The 17,068-nt window shown below is 73.3% G+C and carries 12 protein-coding genes; 8 read left to right on the top strand and 4 right to left on the bottom strand.

Annotated elements, in window-relative coordinates:
- Window positions 1–50: 50 nt before the first annotated feature.
- From ACIBEC_RS07380 to ACIBEC_RS07365, 4 genes are all read right to left on the bottom strand, one after another.
- Entirely contained in the window at window positions 51–2,492 is a 2,442-nt protein-coding gene (locus ACIBEC_RS07380) for a DUF3488 and transglutaminase-like domain-containing protein (RefSeq protein ID WP_360505355.1), read from the bottom strand.
- Window positions 2,489–3,811, bottom strand: coding sequence for a DUF58 domain-containing protein (locus ACIBEC_RS07375; protein WP_360505357.1), 1,323 nt, complete (start codon window positions 3,809–3,811; stop codon window positions 2,489–2,491). Before ACIBEC_RS07375 ends, ACIBEC_RS07380 begins: the two co-directional genes overlap by 4 nt.
- Before the next feature lies 1 nt (window position 3,812).
- Complete coding sequence (locus tag ACIBEC_RS07370) at window positions 3,813–4,757, bottom strand: MoxR family ATPase (RefSeq protein ID WP_360505465.1); 945 nt, start codon at window positions 4,755–4,757, stop codon at window positions 3,813–3,815.
- A gap of 349 nt (window positions 4,758–5,106) precedes the next feature.
- Window positions 5,107–5,649 (bottom strand): carbonic anhydrase, encoded by a 543-nt coding sequence (locus ACIBEC_RS07365; RefSeq protein WP_360505359.1) that lies wholly within the window; start codon window positions 5,647–5,649, stop codon window positions 5,107–5,109.
- A 537-nt stretch (window positions 5,650–6,186) separates the two neighbouring features.
- Here ACIBEC_RS07365 and rsmH point away from each other — a divergent pair.
- The 8 genes from rsmH (at window position 6,187) to ftsW (ending at window position 17,063) form a co-directional block, all read left to right on the top strand.
- Window positions 6,187–7,161, top strand: coding sequence for a 16S rRNA (cytosine(1402)-N(4))-methyltransferase RsmH (rsmH, locus tag ACIBEC_RS07360; protein WP_360505361.1), 975 nt, complete (start codon window positions 6,187–6,189; stop codon window positions 7,159–7,161).
- Window positions 7,162–7,316: 155 nt separating this feature from the next.
- The gene (locus ACIBEC_RS07355) at window positions 7,317–7,844 is read left to right on the top strand and encodes a cell division protein FtsL (protein WP_360505363.1); all 528 of its coding nucleotides are present in this window, start codon (window positions 7,317–7,319) and stop codon (window positions 7,842–7,844) included.
- On the top strand, window positions 7,841–10,102 hold the full coding sequence (locus ACIBEC_RS07350; RefSeq protein WP_360505365.1) for a penicillin-binding transpeptidase domain-containing protein: 2,262 nt from the start codon (window positions 7,841–7,843) through the stop codon (window positions 10,100–10,102). The genes ACIBEC_RS07355 and ACIBEC_RS07350 overlap by 4 nt, the downstream gene beginning before the upstream one ends.
- Window positions 10,103–10,195: 93 nt before the next feature.
- Entirely contained in the window at window positions 10,196–11,761 is a 1,566-nt protein-coding gene (locus tag ACIBEC_RS07345; protein ID WP_360505367.1) for a UDP-N-acetylmuramoyl-L-alanyl-D-glutamate--2,6-diaminopimelate ligase, read from the top strand.
- Window positions 11,758–13,161, top strand: a complete 1,404-nt coding sequence (murF, locus tag ACIBEC_RS07340; RefSeq protein ID WP_360505369.1) for a UDP-N-acetylmuramoyl-tripeptide--D-alanyl-D-alanine ligase — start codon at window positions 11,758–11,760, stop codon at window positions 13,159–13,161. The genes ACIBEC_RS07345 and murF overlap by 4 nt, the downstream gene beginning before the upstream one ends.
- The gene (mraY, locus tag ACIBEC_RS07335; RefSeq protein WP_360505467.1) at window positions 13,161–14,222 is read left to right on the top strand and encodes a phospho-N-acetylmuramoyl-pentapeptide-transferase; all 1,062 of its coding nucleotides are present in this window, start codon (window positions 13,161–13,163) and stop codon (window positions 14,220–14,222) included. The genes murF and mraY overlap by 1 nt, the downstream gene beginning before the upstream one ends.
- Entirely contained in the window at window positions 14,219–15,652 is a 1,434-nt protein-coding gene (murD, locus tag ACIBEC_RS07330; protein ID WP_360505371.1) for a UDP-N-acetylmuramoyl-L-alanine--D-glutamate ligase, read from the top strand. Before mraY ends, murD begins: the two co-directional genes overlap by 4 nt.
- A gap of 106 nt (window positions 15,653–15,758) precedes the next feature.
- A complete protein-coding gene (ftsW, locus tag ACIBEC_RS07325; RefSeq protein WP_360505469.1) occupies window positions 15,759–17,063 on the top strand; it encodes a putative lipid II flippase FtsW in 1,305 nt (434 codons plus the stop codon).
- The last annotated feature ends 5 nt before the right edge of the window (window positions 17,064–17,068 follow it).

The following is a 17,068-nucleotide window of genomic DNA, read 5'->3' as shown; positions in this document are numbered from 1 at the left end:
GCAGTCGATCGACTGCCCGCCCCCGGCGTCTGCCGTGTCCGGCCCGGAGCTCAGGACTCCTGAGTGTCCGACGGGGCGGCGTCCGGCCTGGGCCGCCGGGTGAAGACCCGCCGGAGCGGGGCGGTGGCCGCCTCGCCCGTCCGGGCCGCCCGGGTGCCGACGGCCGCCCGGGCCGCCCGCACCGCGTCGGAGGTCCGCCACCACAGCTGCGCCGAGGACGGCGGCAGCAGCAGCGCCCTGGTCCGCCCGGCCCGTCCGACGCTCGCCTGCAGGCCACGCCGGGCCGTGTGGACGTCGGCGGCCAGCGGTGCCGCGGTGGTCTGGCCGGGCGGGGCGTACAGCACCCGCTCGGTGGCCAGCGCCAGCCAGCCGGCGGCGGCCGCCGAGTCCGCGTCCAGGTCCGCCTTCTCGGTGATCCGTCGTGCGGCCGAGCGCGGGGTGCGTGACTCGTCCGGGGGAATTCCGAGGTCCCAGGCGGAGTCGACCAGCTCGTCCCAGGCGGCCAGCACCTGGGCGTCGGTCAGCTCCGCGGACCCGGTCCCGCCGGGGCGGCGCCGCCCGCCGCCGCCGAGCCGGCGACGGCGTACGGCCGTGCGCCAGAGCATCGGGACGAGCAGCAGTGCGATCACCGCCACCACCGCGGCGAGGGTGCCGAGCACCTGCCCGGACAGCAGCCAGGATTCTTCGGCGGTCTTGGCGGCGGTCCTGCCCTTCGGCCCGCAGTCGCCCAGCTGGCGCTGCTTGGCGGTGCAGTCCGAGGCGGCGGACGGCGCCGGGGCGGCCGACGCGGTCTGCGGGGCGGTGGTCGCGTGCTGGGTCGGCGCGGTGGTCGCGGCGCCGGACGTCTCGTTGTAGTGCGTCGCGATGCCGCGGCTCGGGGTCGGCTCGAAGCGCAGCCAGCCGTAGCCCGCGAAGTACAGCTCGGGCCAGGCGTGGTACATCCGGCCGCTCACCGAGTAGACGTTGCCGCCCTTGTTGTCGCCGGGGGTGAACCCGACGGCGACCCGGGCCGGGATCTTCAGCACCCGGGCCATCGCCGCCATGGTGGAGGCGAAGTGCACGCAGAAGCCCCGGCGGTCGCGCAGGAAGACCGCGATGGCGTTGCTGCCGGTGCCCGCGCTGACCGAGGTGTCGTACTTGAAGTCCGGGCCGGTGAACCAGTTCACCAGGGCCATCGCCCGGTCGTAGTCGTTCTGCGCGCCGCCGGTGATCGACCGGGCCTGGTCGGCGACCACGCCCGGCAGGTCGGACGGGACGACGGTGTAGTGGTCCCGGATGTCCTGCGGCGCGATGGGCGCCAGGCGCAGCTCGTTGGCGGTGGGCCGCAGGTCCAGGGCACTGGCGTGGTAGCGCAGCCCGCGGATCGCCTTGTCGTTGCTCGGGATGACGGTGCGGGTCAGCGGGTCGAGCTTCCAGTCCCCGCGGTTGGGGACCTGGACGGCGGCGGCCGGGTAGGGCAGCGGCAGCCAGCTGCTCTCCAGCCGGTCGCTGATCTGGAAGTCTGCCTCGACCCGGGGGACGTTGGCGTTGCGCAGGCCCTCGGGGGCGGGCAGCGATGCCGGGAGGTCGTTGACCGTGGTGCTGCCGAGCCGCCAGCTGGTGCCGTCGAACTGGTCCAGCGAGCCGGTCCGCAGGTAGATCTGGTCGGCCAGCTCGCTGTCCATGGTGTAGCTGAGCAGCTCGGCGTCGGTGGGCTTGGTGATCGCGGACTCCAGGCTGACCAGCGGGTCGAGGCTGGTCGCCACGCTCCCGCCGGTGCCCTTGCCGGAGCTTCCGCCGGAGCCGGAGTGCAGCAGCCCGGCGTCCCAGTGCGGGAGGACGACCGGGAGCAGTATCGCCACGGCCAGCGCCAGGACGCCGACCTGTCGGCCGCCCGGGCTGACCTTGGAGGAGCTCACGGTGCCGCGGGCGGTGCCGCGGAAGACCCGGCCCCAGCGGGAGACCCGGTCCTGGCCCTCGGCGAAGAGCAGCAGCAGGTAGCCGGCCGCGGCGGCCGCGAACCAGAGCCAGCTGCCGTGGTCCCCGGACAGGCCGTTGCCGATCGAGTAGAGGGCCAGCAACGGCAGCCCGGCCAGGGCCGAGTGCCGGTAGGTCACCGCGACGTTGTCCACCACGACGGCGATCAGGCCGACCGCCGAGACCAGGATCAGCCGCAGGCCGGCGGTGGGCGGCGCCGGGATCGCGTACTGCTGGATGTCGTCCAGACCGGTGGAGAAGACCTGGTCCAGGACCCGCAGCGAGGACGGCCCGGGCAGCGCACTCCCGGCGAAGCCGATGACCACCAGCAGGAGCAGCACCAGCAGCTGCCCGACCGGCACCGTCCAGCGGTACAGCGGGGAGCGGCGCAGGCCGGCGCCGACCCCGGCGACGACGGTGATCACCAGGACGGCGTGGGTGAGCCAGCTGCGCGAGGTCAGCAGCGGGAGCAGGCAGAACGAGGCGAGGGCGGTGGCCAGCGCCGCGTAGACGGTCAGTTTGGCCCGGGTGGTCACGCGCCGGCCTCTTCTCGGTTGGGGGCGGTCGTCTTGGCGCCTTCGGCGGCCCGCCACAGGTCCGGTACGGAGTCGCCGGCGCGCACCGGAATGACCGTCCAGCCGGCCTCGCGCAGCTGCCGGACCCGGGCCCGGACCTCGTCGCCGCCGGTGTTCGGGGCGAGCATCCGCAGGCCGGCCCAGGTGCCGGTGTCCAGCAGGAAGGCGATCGCCCCGCCGGTACGGCTGCGCAGACGGCCCAGCCGGGCGGTCTGCGTGTCGTCCAGCTCGCCGAGGACGGCGACCAGCAGGCCCTCGCCGCCGGTGCGCAGCGGCTCCTCGGCGCGGGAGAGCGTGCCGCCGTCGGACAGGTCGGCGACCGCGAGGGCGTCCAGGATCAGCCCGGAGGTGTCGGCGGCGTTGTTGTGGCCGCCCGCGCCGGGCCCGGGCACCGAGAGGCCGGTGTCGGTGAGCAGCTGGGTCTGGTAGCCGCGCTCCAGCAGGTGCGTGGCGACCGAGGCGGCGCAGCTGACCGCCCACTCGAAGGAGGAGGCGGGGCCGCTGCCCCGGTGGCCGATCTCGCGGGTGTCCAGCAGGACGGTGGCCCGGGCCCGCTGCGGCTGCTCCTCGCGGCGCACCATCAGCTCGCCGTACTTGGCGGTGGAGCGCCAGTGCACCCGGCGCAGGTCGTCGCCGGGCCGGTACTCGCGCAGGATCACGTCGTCGTCGCCGGCCAGCGCGAGGGTGCGGCTGTGGCTTTCGCCCTGGCCGAGCCACTCGCCGCTGAGCCGGACGAACGGCAGGGCCTGGACCTGGGGGACGACGGTGAGGACGTCGGAGGCGGTGAAGGCACGGGTCACCTCGCACATCCCGAACGGGTCGGACAGCCGCAGCTGCAGCGGCCCGAGCGGGTAGCGCCCGCGCAGGTCGGAGCGGACCCGGTAGGAGACCTCGCGGTGGCCGCGCGGCTCGACCCGGTCCAGCACGAAGCGCGGGCGCGGCCCGAGCACGTACGGGACCTTGTCCTCCAGGAGCAGCAGGCCGGTGGGCACCCGGGAGACGTTGTCGAGCCGCAGGTGGACCCGGGCCTCCTGGCCGGCGATCGCCCGGCGCGGGCTGAGCCGGCGGCCGCTGGCGACCCGGTACCGGGTGTTGGCGACAACCACCACGGCGACCAGCGGGAGCGCGGCGAGCAGCACGCCGACCCGCAGCAGCGCGTCCTGGTCGAGCAGGTAGGCGCAGACCACCGCGGTGAGCCCGGCGGCGAGGAAGGACCGGCCCCGGGTGGTGAGGCCGTGGAAGCCGGCCCGCAGCCCTGACGCCGAGTCGGACTGGACCACCTCAGCCCCTCCGGACGGCCGGGCCGCCCTGCGGGCGAGGCAGCGGCAGCCGGGCGACCAGGTCGGTCACGATCTGCTCGGAGGTGCGGCGGCTGAGCTGGGTCTCGGCGGTCGGCATCAGGCGGTGCGCGAGCACCGGGACGGCGAGGCGCTGGACGTCGTCCGGGGTGACGTAGTCGCGCCCGTCCAGCGCGGCGGCGGCGCGGGCGGCCCGGACCAGGTGCAGGGTGGCGCGCGGCGAGGCGCCCAGGCGCAGCTCGTGGCTGGTGCGGGTGGCGCCGACCAGGTCGACGGCGTAGCGGCGGACCGGGTCGGCGATGTGCACGGTGCGGACCAGGTCGACCAGCTTGAGGATGTCGGCGGCGTGCGCGACCGGCTGGAGGTCCTCCAGCGGGCTGGCGCCGGAGTGCACGTCCAGCATCGCGAGCTCGGCCTCGGGGCTGGGGTAGCCGATCGAGATCCGGGCCATGAAGCGGTCGCGCTGGGCCTCCGGGAGGGGGTAGGTGCCCTCCATCTCGACCGGGTTCTGGGTGGCCACGACCATGAACGGCGAGGGCAGCTCGTAGCTGGTGCCGTCGATGGTGACCTGGCGCTCCTCCATGGACTCCAGCAGCGCGGACTGGGTCTTGGGCGAGGCGCGGTTGATCTCGTCGCCGACCACGATCTGGGCGAAGATCGCGCCCGGGCGGAACTCGAAGTCGTGCCGCTGCTGGTCGTAGATGTTGGTGCCGGTGACGTCCGAGGGCAGCAGGTCGGGCGTGAACTGGATGCGGCGCACGGTGCAGTCGACCGAGCGGGCGAGCGCCTTGGCCAGCATGGTCTTGCCGACGCCGGGTACGTCCTCCAGCAGCAGGTGGCCCTCGGCGAGCAGCACGGTCAGGGCGATCCGGATGGCCTCCGGCTTGCCCTCGATCACGCTCTCGATGTTGGTGCGGATCCGGTCCACGACCGCGGCGAGCTCGGGGAGCCCGACCTGCTGGTACCCGTTCGCCCTCTGCTCGCCCCCCGCAGGACCACCGAGACCGGCCTGATCGTTGTAGCTCGTCACCCGTTTACGCTCCCTGGCACCCTGTGCCCGCCCCGTCCCGAGGCCGGACCCCACCCCATGCTTGACGCGGCCGTCCCGGGGACGGTTCCGATGGCGGATCCGGCGTCGGGGAGGCGGCCTGCGGCCCGGTCGCCCCAGGTGGTTCGGGGTCCGACCGGCAGCCGCATTCTCCCCCGCGCGATGGCCAGAAGTCACCATTCGGCCGACCCCGAATGCCGGTGGGGCGGGGGGCGGGGCCGGAGACCGCCTACCGGATCTCGCGCAGCAGGCCGGTGTGGACGTCGAAGACGAAGCCGCGGACGTCGTCCGTGTGCAGCAGGAAGGGCGAGGTGCGCACGCGCTGCATGGACTGGCGGACGTCGCCGTCCAGGTCGACGAAGGCCTCCACCGCCCACTGCGGGCGCTGGCCGACCTCCAGCTCCAGCTCGCGGCGGAAGTCCTCGGTGAGCCCGAGCAGGCCGCAGCCGGTGTGGTGGATGAGCGCGATCGAGCGGGTGCCAAGGGCGCGCTGGCTGATGGTCAGGGACCGGATGGTGTCGTCGGTGACGACGCCGCCGGCGTTGCGGATGACGTGCGCGTCGCCCAGTTCGAGGCCGAGCGCCGCGAACAGGTCGAGGCGGGCGTCCATGCAGGCCACCACGGCGATCTTCTGCACCGGGCGGGCGTCCATGCCGCCGTCCTGGAAGGTCACCGCGTACTCGCGGTTGGCCGCGACGAAGCGGTCGATGATGGTGGGTCCGGCGGGAGCGGCAGCGGCGTTCGGCGTGGGCCGGTCGGGGGTCACTGTCATGCCGGCGACGTTAGTGCGAATCCGGCGTCCGCGGTGGGGTGAAGAGCTACAGAACAGGAGGCTGTGATCGAGTGCATAGCCACAACGGGAGGGTTTGTCCGGGCTGGTCCCGGATGGGTCGTACGCGGGTCGTGGGGTGGGGGCGCGCGACGATGTCCGAAGGCCCCCGGATCGGGCCGCCGCGGGACCACCCCAACGGCCGCGACCTGCGGTGATCCGTTCCGCCGCCCGGGTGGTGCGCCGGAGCGGACCATTGACTGGCAGGGCCTGGGCGATAGAGTTTGCGGCGCAGTGGAGCACACCCGCCGGAGCCCGTCAACCGGGCCTTCCCGGCCGGTGCGGCCGGTCGACGCGGCCCGTGGCCTCCACCCGCTCCGTGCTCACCTGGCGCACCTTCCCCGGTGCCGGGCGGTCACGATCTTCCCCTCGAGCGGGCGGGGACCACGGGCCGCTTCGTCGTGCCGGGGGACGGTGGGCGAGAATGGTGGCAGCTCCCGGGCCTCGGGCTGCTCCGCACGAAGAAGGGCGCCACCGCGCATGACCACCAACGAACCGGGCCCCAAGCACGTTCCGGTGATGCTGCAGCGGTGCATGGACGCCCTGGCGCCGGCGATCTCGCGCCCCGGCGCCGTGGTGGTGGACGCCACCCTCGGCCTCGGCGGGCACAGCGAGGCGCTGCTCACCCAGTTCCCCGAGGTCCGGCTCGTCGCGGTGGACCGCGACCCGCAGGCACTGAAGCTCTCCGGCGAGCGGCTGGCCCCGTTCGGCGACCGGGCGACGCTGGTGCACGCCGTCTACGACGAGATCCCCGAGGTGCTGGAGCGCCTGGGCATCGACCGCGTGGACGGCGTCCTGTTCGACCTCGGCGTCTCCTCGATGCAGTTGGACGAGGCGGACCGCGGCTTCGCGTACGCACAGGACGCTCCGCTGGACATGCGGATGGACCAGACCCGGGGGATCAGCGCGGCGGAGGTGCTGAACACCTACAGCCACGGCGAGCTGGCCCGGATCCTCAAGTTCTACGGCGAGGAGCGGTTCGCCGGGAAGATCGCCTCGGTGATCCTCCGGGAGCGGGAGAAGGAACCGTTCACCAACAGCGCGCGTCTGGTCGATCTGGTGCGCAACGCCATTCCGGCGGCGACCCGCCGCACCGGCGGAAACCCGGCCAAGCGGACGTTCCAGGCGCTGCGGATCGAGGTCAACGGCGAGCTGGAGGTCCTGGACCGGGCGATCCCGGGGGCGCTGGACGCCCTCACGATCGGCGGCCGGATCGTCGTGATGTCCTACCAGTCGCTGGAGGACCGCCTGGTGAAGCAGTACTTCGCCGCCGGGGCGACCAACACCGCCCCGCCGGGGCTGCCGTTCATCCCGGAGGAGCACCAGCCCTGGCTCAAACTGATCACCCGCGGTGCCGAGCAGGCCACCGAGGAGGAGATCGAGGAGAACCGGCGCGCCGCGCCCGTACGGCTGCGGGTGGCGGAGAGGATCAGGGACCGAAGCAAGCGGGGCTGACGAACGGTCCGGCGGGGTCCGAAGGGCGGAGGAGAGCGGTGGGGCCGGTGGCCGGTGAGGTCCGGGCGGGGCGGGGAGGACTCCCCGGACAGGGGAGGGCACGCATCACGGTCCGGCCGGGGAAACGCCCGGTCCGGGGGCGCACGCCGTTCGCGGTGCTCGTCGTGGTGCTGCTGGCGGCGGGGCTGCTCGGGCTGCTGGCGCTGAACACCGCGCTCAACGAGGGCTCCTTCGAGCTGTCCCGGCTGCAGAAGCAGACCACCGTGGCGACCGACGAGCAGCAGAGCCTGCAGCACCAGATCGACCAGAGCTCGGCCCCGGACGCGCTGGCCAGGCGAGCCGCCGAGCTGGGCATGGTCCCGGCCGGGGGGATGGCCTTCCTGGACGTCCCGAACGGAGGCAAGGTGGTCGGCACGCCCGGCCCGGCGCAGGACAGCCCGCCGGTGAAGCGCTCCACGGCCGACCCCTGGCCGACCAAGCCCGTGCCGGGCGGCGCCCAGCCGAGCACCGGACCGTCGCCGGCCGCCCAGCCGCCGGCCCCGCCGGCTGTGCCGACGACACCGGCCGCACCGGCCGCACCGACCACCACGGCGACTCCGACGACGGCGGCCTCGGCCGGCGACTCGGTGATCCAGCTCAACCCGGCCTCGCCCGCCGCGCCGAACGGGGGCCCCGGCCGATGACCACGCCTCGTCAGCCCTCCGGTTCGGGCTCCGGCAACGGCCGCCGCCCGGTGCCTCGGTCCGCCGCGCCGCGCGGCCAGTCCGGCTCCGGTCGGCCGCAGCCCGCCAAGAGCCAGCCCACGCGCGGCCAGCCGGCCAAGGCCCCGTCCCCGAAGGCGCAGCCCCCGAAGGCCCCGTCCGCGAAGGCCCAGCCCCCGCGCGGCCAGTCGGCGGCCAAGGCCCAGCCCGCGAAGGTGCAGCCCGTCAAGGCCGCCGTGTCCCGCAGCGCCCCGCGCACGCCGCAACAGCGGCGTCCGGAGGGCCGGCCGCCGGCCCGCAGCCAGGCGGCGGTGCGGCCGCGCCCGAAGAGCCGGCTGCCGCAGCGCCCCAAGGCGCTCAAGCTGGCCGAGCCGAAGCGCCGGCTGCGGGTGATCACCGTGGTGATGTCGCTGGTGTTCTCGGTCTTCGCGGGCCGCCTGATCCAGCTCCAGCTGGTCGACTCGGACGCGCTGGCCGCCGACGCCAACACCAACCGCTACCTGAACATCCCGATCACCGCCGAGCGCGGCTCGATAACGTCCGCCGACGGGGTGGCGCTGGCCGCCACCGTCGACGCGTACGACATCACCGCCGACCCGGCGATGTTCACCCCGGAGGCGACCGGCATCCCGGACGCGCCGGAGCAGGCGGCCGCCCTGCTGTCGCCGATCCTCGGCGTGCCCAAGGAGAGGATCGCCGCCGACCTGCACACCCCCAAGTCCCGCTACAAGCGGCTCGCCGCCCAGCAGACCCCGGCCGCCAAGAACCAGATCAGCGACCTCAAGTCGAGCCTGGAGAAGCAGGCCGGCTCGCGGGGCTGCCAGGTCCAGAAGAAGCTGCTCGGCAAGCCCGCCGACCAGGGCGGGCGCACCCGGGTGGACAACGAGTGCGCCAACCCGCTGGCCGGGGTGTTCAACCGGGAGACCCAGAAGCGCGTCTACCCCGCCGACGGGCTGGCCGCCAACCTGGTCGGCTTCGTCAACGGCGAGGGTGCGGGCGCCGGGGGGCTGGAGCTGCAGTACCAGCAGCAGCTGGCCGGCAAGGACGGCCACAGCAGCTACGCCCAGGCCGGCGGACGGCTGGTGCCCACCGCCGGGGGCTCGATGGACCCGGCCGTGCCCGGCAGTGACGTGAAGCTGACCATCAACCGGGACATCCAGTGGGCCGCCCAGCGGGCGATCACCGACCAGGTGGCCAACTCCGGCGCGGAGAAGGGCTACGTGGTGGTCCAGGACGTGAAGACCGGCCAGGTCCTCGCGATGGCCACCGCGCCCGGCTTCAACCCGAACGACCTGAGCCTGTCCAAGCAGGCGCAGCTGGGCAACCCCGCCCTGGTCGACGCGTACGAGCCGGGCAGCACCGCCAAGCTGATGAGCCTGGCCGCCGTCCTGGACTCCGGCAAGGCCACCTGGGACACCAAGGTCACCGTCCCCAACCGGCTGGTCCGGGCCGGCCAGCAGTTCAAGGACGACGTCAACCACGACCCCTGGTACCTGACCCTGGCCGGAGTGCTGGCCAAGTCCTCCAACATCGGCACCATCGAGGCGATCGAGACCCTGGGTGACGGCAACCAGCTCCAGGCCAACAAGGTGCTGGACGGCTACATGCGCAAGTTCGGCGTCGCCCAGCCGACCGGCCTGAACTTCCCCGGGGAGACCCCGGGGATGCTCAAGAAGCCGGAGGACCTGGTCGCTTCGGAGAAGTACAACATCTCCTTCGGCCAGGGCCCGCTGCAAATGAACGCGCTGCAGGCCACCTCGGTCTACTCGACCATCGCCAACGGCGGGGTGCGGGTCGCGCCCAGCATCGTCCAGGGCGTCACCGGCCCGGACGGCAAGTACACCGCGACGCCGCCGGGGGAGCAGACCCGGGTGGTCAGCGACCAGACCGCCAAGACCCTCACCTCGATGCTGGAGTCGGTCGTCGACGACGAGCAGGGCACCGGCGGCAAGGCCGCCATCCCCGGCTACCGGGTCGCGGGCAAGACCGGCACCGCCGACCGGGGCGCCGCCAACGGCGTCGGCTACGACGGCTACACCGCCTCCTTCATCGGCTTCGCCCCCGCCGACGCCCCCCGCGTCACCGTCTCCTGTACTCTCCAGGGCCCGGTCAACGGCCACTTCGGCGGCCAGCTGTGCGGCCCGGTGTTCAAGCAGGTGATGGAGTTCACCCTGAAGACCCTGCAGGTCCCGCCGAGCGGCAGCCAGGCGCCCAACCTGCCCGTCGAGTGGAAGCCGTGAGCGAGCATGAGCGACGAGCGGGCCGGGTCGGCCGACGGTGCGGCGAAGGGCCGGTTTGGCCCTGGGCACCCTTCGGCGGATAGCCTTCCCGCCGTGCCGAAACCCGATCAAACCACCGTGAGTCCGCCCCGCCCGACCGGGACCGCCGCTCTGCCGCTGGCCGAGCTGGCCGTCCGGCTGGGTCTCGCGCCCGTCGAGGGCGGCGCCGTCACCGGCGTCACCCACGACTCCCGCGCGGTCCGCCCGGGCGATGTGTACGTGGCCTTCCCCGGCGCCAACCACCACGGCGCGGCCTTCGCGGCCAAGGCCGCGGAGTCCGGTGCGGTGGCCGTGCTCACCGACCCGGCGGGCGCCGACCTGGCGGCCGGCACCGGTCTGCCGCTGCTGGTCGTCGAGCGGCCGCGGGCCGTCATGGGCGAGCTCGCCGCGATCGTCTACGGCCGCCCCTCCGAGCGGCTGCTGATGATCGGGCTGACCGGCACCAACGGCAAGACCACCACGTCGTACCTGGTCGAGGGCGGCCTGCGCGGCGCCGGGCGCCACCCCGGCGTGATCGGCACCGTCGAGATGCGGGTCGGCGAGGAGCGGATCAAGAGCGAGCGCACCACCCCCGAGGCCACCGACCTGCACGCGATCCTCGGCGTGATGGCCGAGCGCGGCGCCGACGCGGTGACCATGGAGGTCTCCAGCCACGCCCTGGTCTTCGGCCGCACCGACGGCGTCGCGTACGACGTCGCGCTGTTCAACAACCTCACGCCCGAGCACCTCGACTTCCACCCGGACATGGAGGACTACTTCCAGGCGAAGGCCCGGCTCTTCCAGCCCGGCAAGTCCCGCCACGGCGTGGTCAACCTGGACGACGAGTACGGCCGCCGGCTCGCCACCGAGGCCAAGATCCCGGTGACCACCTTCTCCGCCACCGGCGCCGCGGACGCCGACTGGCGGGCCGTGGACGTCCGGCTCGGCCCGGTCGGCTCCACCTTCCGGGTGCTCGGCCCGGACGGCGCCGAGGCCGAGGCCGCCGTCCCGCTGCCCGGCCCGTTCAACGTCGCCAACGCGATCGCCGCGATCACCCTGCTGGTCGCCGCCGGGCTGCCGCTGGAGCAGGCCGTGGCCGGCGTCGCCGCGGTCCCCGGCGTGCCCGGCCGTCTGGAGCGGGTGGACGCCGGCCAGCCGTTCGTGGCCGTCGTGGACTACGCGCACAAGCCGGACGCCCTGCAGGCCGTCCTCGCCTCGCTGCGGGAGGTCACCAAGGGCCGGCTGCACGTCGTCGTCGGCTGCGGCGGCGACCGCGACCCGCACAAGCGCGGCCCGATGGGCGCCATCGCCGCCCGCCTCGCCGACACCGCCCTGCTGACCAGCGACAACCCGCGCAGCGAGGACCCGCTGGCGATCCTCGCCACTATGCTGACCGGCGCCGCCGCGGTGCCGGAGGCCGAGCGCGGGGCCGTCCTGGTCGTTCCCGACCGGGCCGAGGCGATCCAGCTGGCGGTCGCCCGCGCCCAGGCGGGGGACACCGTGCTGGTGGCCGGCAAGGGCCACGAGCTCGGCCAGTACGTACGAGACGAGATCCGCCCCTTCGACGACCGGGAGGTGCTGCGCGAGTCCATCGCGCGGACCACGGCCGTGCGGGGCGACCGAGGAGTAGAGCAGCAGTGATCGCACTGACCCTCGCCGAGGTGGCCGCCGCAGTCGGGGGCACCCTGGACGGCGCCGACCCGGACACCCTGGTCACCGGCCCGGTCGAGGTCGACTCGCGCAAGGTGAGCCCCGGCGGCCTGTTCGCAGCCTTCGTCGGCGAACACGTGGACGGCCACGACTACGCGACCACAGCCGTCGAGGCCGGCGCCGTCGCGGTGCTGGCCTCCCGCCCGGTCGGCGTGCCCGCCGTCCTGGTCGACAGTGTGGTGGAGGCGCTCGGCAGGCTGGCCCGTACCGTGGTCGCCCGCGCCGAGGGCACCGCCGTGGTCGCGCTGACCGGCTCGGCCGGCAAGACCAGCACCAAGGACATGATCGCGCAGCTGCTCCAGCGCCACGGTGCGACCGTCTACCCGCCCGGCTCGCTCAACAACGAGATCGGCCACCCGATGACCGCGCTGCGGGTCGAGGCCGGCACCCGGCACCTCGTCATGGAGATGGGCGCCCGGCACAAGGGCGACATCGAGTACCTCACCTCGATCACCCCGCCCCGGGTCGGCGTGGTCCTGAACGTCGGCACCGCCCACGTCGGCGAGTTCGGCTCCCAGGAGGCGATCGCCGAGGCCAAGGGCGAGCTCGTCGAGGCGCTGCCCGTCGACGGGACCGCGATCCTCAACGCGGACGACCGGCTGGTGCGCGCGATGGCCACCCGCACCAAGGCGAAGGTGGTCCTGTTCGGGGAGTCCCCGGACGCCCACGTCCGGGCGACCGACGTTCGCCTGGACGCCACCGGACGGCCGTCGTTCACGCTCACCACCCCGGCCGGTTCCGCGCCCGTGCAACTGCGCCTGTACGGTGAGCACCACGTCTCGAACGCCCTCGCCGCCGCCGCGGTGGCGGTGGAGCTCGGGATGTCCGTCGACGACACCGCCGCAGCCCTGGGCGAGGCGGGTGCGCTGTCCCGCTGGCGCATGGAGGTCGTCGACCGGGCCGATGGTGTCACCGTCGTCAACGACGCCTACAACGCGAACCCCGACTCGATGCGGGCCGCGCTGCGGGCGCTGGTCTCGATGGGGGGTCGCGGCCCGGAGCGCCGCCGCACCTGGGCGGTGCTCGGCGAGATGCGGGAGCTCGGCGAGGAGAGCCTGGCCGAGCACGACGCCATCGGGCGGCTCGCCGTCCGGCTGGACGTCACCAAGCTGGTGGCGGTCGGCGGACGCGAGGCGGCCTGCATGGAACTCGGCGCGAGGAACGAAGGTTCGTGGGGTGAGGAGTCGGTGCTGGTGTCCGACGCGGACGCGGCGGTCGAGTTGCTGCGCAGTCAGCTGCGGCCGGGGGATGTGGTCCTGGTGAAGGCATCCCGTTCGGTGGGGCTGGAGAAGGTGGCCGAGGCCCTCCTGACGGACGGTGCTGCCCGATGATGAAGCAGATCCTCATCTCCGGGATGATCGGCCTGATCCTCTCGCTGGCCGGCACGCCCGCCCTGATCAAGCTGCTCGCCCGGCAGGGCTACGGCCAGTACATCCGCGACGACGGCCCGAAGGCGCACCACAGCAAGAAGGGCACGCCCACCATGGGCGGCATCGCCTTCATCCTGGCGACCCTGATCGCGTACTTCGGCACCAAGGCGATAACGGGCGAGAGCCCGACCGCCTCCGGGCTGCTGGTGCTCTTCCTGACCACGGGCCTCGGCCTGGTCGGCTTCCTGGACGACTACATCAAGGTGGTCAAGCGCCGCTCGCTCGGCCTGCGGGCCAAGGCGAAGCTGGCCGGCCAGTCCATCGTCGGCCTTGCCTTCGCGATCCTGGCCCTGCAGTTCCACGACGACCGGGGGCTCAGCCCGGCCTCGCAGTCGCTGTCCTTCGTACGCGACTTCAAGTGGTCGATCGGCCCCGTGCTGTTCGTCATCTTCGCCTACTTCATGATCGCCGCGACCTCCAACGGCGTGAACCTGACGGACGGTCTGGACGGCCTCGCCACCGGCGCCTCCGTGATGGCCTTCGGCGCCTACACCTTCATCGGCGTCTGGGAGTACGGGCAGAGCTGCGCCTACACCGTCACCGCGACCGTCAGCTGCTACGACGTCCGCGACCCACTGGACCTCGCGGTGGTCGCGGCCGCCCTGATGGGCTCCTGCTTCGGCTTCCTGTGGTGGAACACCTCGCCCGCCAAGATCTTCATGGGTGACACCGGCTCGCTCGCCCTCGGCGGCGCCCTCGCCGGTCTGGCGATCTGCTCCCGCACCGAGCTGCTGCTCATCATGCTCGGCGGCCTCTTCATGGTCATCACCCTGTCGGTGATCATCCAGGTCGGCTCCTTCCGGATGACCGGCAAGCGCGTCTTCAAGATGGCACCACTGCAGCACCACTTCGAACTCAAGGGCTGGAGCGAAGTCCTGGTCGTGGTCCGCTTCTGGATCATCCAGGGCCTCTGCGTGGCCGTCGGCCTCGGCCTCTTCTACGCGGGATACCGGACCGGATGACCAACCCTGACTTCTCCGAACTGCCCGTCGTCGTCGCCGGACTCGGCGTCTCGGGCATCAGCGCCGCACGCGCCCTGCACGGCCTCGGCGCCCGCGTCACCGTCGTGGACGGCGGCGGCGGGCCGGGCCTGGCCGCCCGGGCCGCCGAGCTGGAGGCGCAGGGCATCACCGTGCGCCTCGGCGACGGCGCGAGCCTGCCCGAGGGCACCGAGCTGATCGTCACCTCGCCCGGCTGGGCCCCGGACAGCCCGCTGTTCGCCGCCGCCGAGGCGGCCGGGGTGCCGGTCTGGGGCGACGTCGAGCTCGCCTGGCGGCTGCGCAAGCCGCTGCCGGGCACCGGCGAGCCCGCCCCCTGGCTGGCCGTCACCGGCACCAACGGCAAGACCACCACCGTCCAGATGCTCGCCTCGATCCTCGCCGCCGCCGGCAAGCGCACCGCCGCCGTCGGCAACGTCGGGGTCTCGGTGCTGGACGCGGTGCTCGCCGAGGAGCCGTACGACGTGCTCGCCGTCGAGCTCTCCAGCTACCAGCTGCACTGGGCGCCCTCGCTGCGCCCGTACTCGGCCGCGGTGCTCAACCTGGCGCCCGACCACCTCGACTGGCACGGCTCGATGGAGGCGTACGCCGCCGACAAGGGCCGGATCTACGAGGGCAACGTCGTCGCCTGCGTGTACAACCTGGCCGACCCGGCCACCGAGGCGCTGGTCCGCGAGGCCGACGTCGAGGAGGGCTGCCGGGCGATCGGTTTCGGCCTCGGCGCCCCGGGCCCGTCGAACTTCGGCGTGGTGGACGGGCTGCTGGTGGACCGCGCCTTCATCGAGGACCGGGCCAAGAACGCGGCCGAGCTGGGCTCCGTCGAGGACGTCAACCCTCCTGCCCCGCACAACATCGCCAACGCGCTCGCCGCGGCGGCGCTGGCCCGGGCGTACGGCGTCGAGCCGAAGGCCGTCCGGGAGGGCCTGCGGGCCTTCCGCCCGGACGCCCACCGGATCGCCGAGGTCGGCGTGGTCCGCGAGGTCACCTACATCGACGACTCCAAGGCCACCAACACCCACGCGGCGGCCGCCTCGCTGGCCGCCTACCGGCCGATCGTCTGGATCGCCGGGGGCCTCGCCAAGGGCGCGACCTTCGACGACCTGGTGCAGGGCGCGGCCGAGCGGCTGCGCGCCGCGGTGCTGATCGGCCAGGACCGGGCGCTGATCCGCGAGGCGCTGGAGCGACACGCTCCGGATGTGCCGGTGATCGAGGCGGCCGAGGGCCAGACTGGCGCGGTGGCGATGGCCGGGGTCGTCCGCGCGGCCGCGTCGCTCGCCCAATCGGGTGACACCGTGCTGCTGGCCCCGGCCTGCGCCTCGATGGACATGTTCACCAATTACGGCGAGCGCGGCGACCTGTTCGCGGCGGCCGTCCGGGAGCTTGCGGACAGCTAGGGCACTGGGCCTCCGGCGAGAGCACAGAACGGGTAGGGGCGTGGCGGGGCAGGGCAGGGCGGAATCCGGCGTTGGCAAGCAGGACGCCGCCGAGCCGTGGCGAGTGATCTCCGCCACCACGACCAAGTACAAGTCGGCCGGTCCGCTGGCCCGCGTCCAGGCCTTCCGGGCCCGGCTCGGGTACTGGCTGGACCGGCCGCTCACGCCGTACCTGCTGGTCGTCGGCAGCACGCTGCTGCTGGTCGTGCTCGGCCTGATGATGGTCTTCTCGGCCTCGCAGATCCTCGCCCTGAACCAGCACCACGCGGCCCAGTACTACTTCCTCAAGCAGCTGATCGCGGCCATCCTCGGCCTGGTCCTGCTGATTGGCTTCGCCTCCGTCCCGGTGGCGGTGCTGCGGGTGATCGTCTACCCGGTGATGTTCGGGGTGATCGGCGCGCTCACGCTGGTCGCCGTGCCCGGCATCGGGGTGCGGATCAACGGCAACCAGAACTGGCTGGATTTCGGCTTCTTCCAGTTCCAGCCCTCCGAGTTCGCCAAGCTCGCGCTGGTGCTCTGGGGCGCCGACCTGCTCGCCCGCAAGCAGAAGGCCGGCACCCTGAACTCCTGGAAGCACCTGCTGGTACCGCTGGTGCCGGGTGCCCTGCTGCTGCTCGCGCTGATCATGTTCGGCGGCGATATGGGCACCTCGATGATCCTGGTGGCCATGGTGTTCGCGCTGCTGTGGATGGTCGGAGCACCACTGCGGCTGTTCGTGGCCACCGTCGGGGTCGCGGTGGTGGTCTGCACCGCGCTGGTCATCACCGTCCCGCACCGGGCGGAGCGACTGGGCTGCATCGGCGTCACCAAGCTCGACCCCGAGGGCGCCTGCTTCCAGGCCCTGCACGGCGTCTTCGCGTTCGCGAACGGCGGTGGCTTCGGCACCGGCCTCGGCGCCGGCGTGGAGAAATGGGGGCAGTTGCCCGAGGCGCACACCGACTTCATCTTCGCCGCGACCGGCGAGGAACTGGGCCTGGTGGGGACGCTGTCGGTGATCGGCCTCTTCGCGGCACTAGGCTACGCGGGTATCCGTGTGGCCATCGGCACGAAGGACCCCTTCGTCAGGTACGCCGCGGGAGCCGCCACCACCTGGATCATGGCGCAGGCCATGATCAACCTGGGGTCGGCGCTGGGACTGCTGCCCATTGCGGGCGTCCCGCTCCCGCTGTTCTCCTACGGCGGTTCCGCCATGCTGTCGGCCATGTCCGCGATCGGTGTGCTGCTGTGCCTGGCACGCAGTACCTCGGGCGCGAAGGCGGCCCTGGCCGCCCGGAACAAGAACTCCCGGATCAGGAAGCGACTGGCCCGGGTGCTGACACGACGACGAACCACAGCGCGCCCGGCCCCCGGGCCGGCACGCAGGGAGCGGTGAATTTC

This window comes from Kitasatospora sp. NPDC051164 (assembly GCF_044455625.1).
In the GTDB taxonomy this organism is placed as follows: domain Bacteria; phylum Actinomycetota; class Actinomycetes; order Streptomycetales; family Streptomycetaceae; genus Kitasatospora.
Note: the sequence above shows the minus strand (reverse complement) of the source record. Positions and strands in the feature narration are given on the sequence as shown.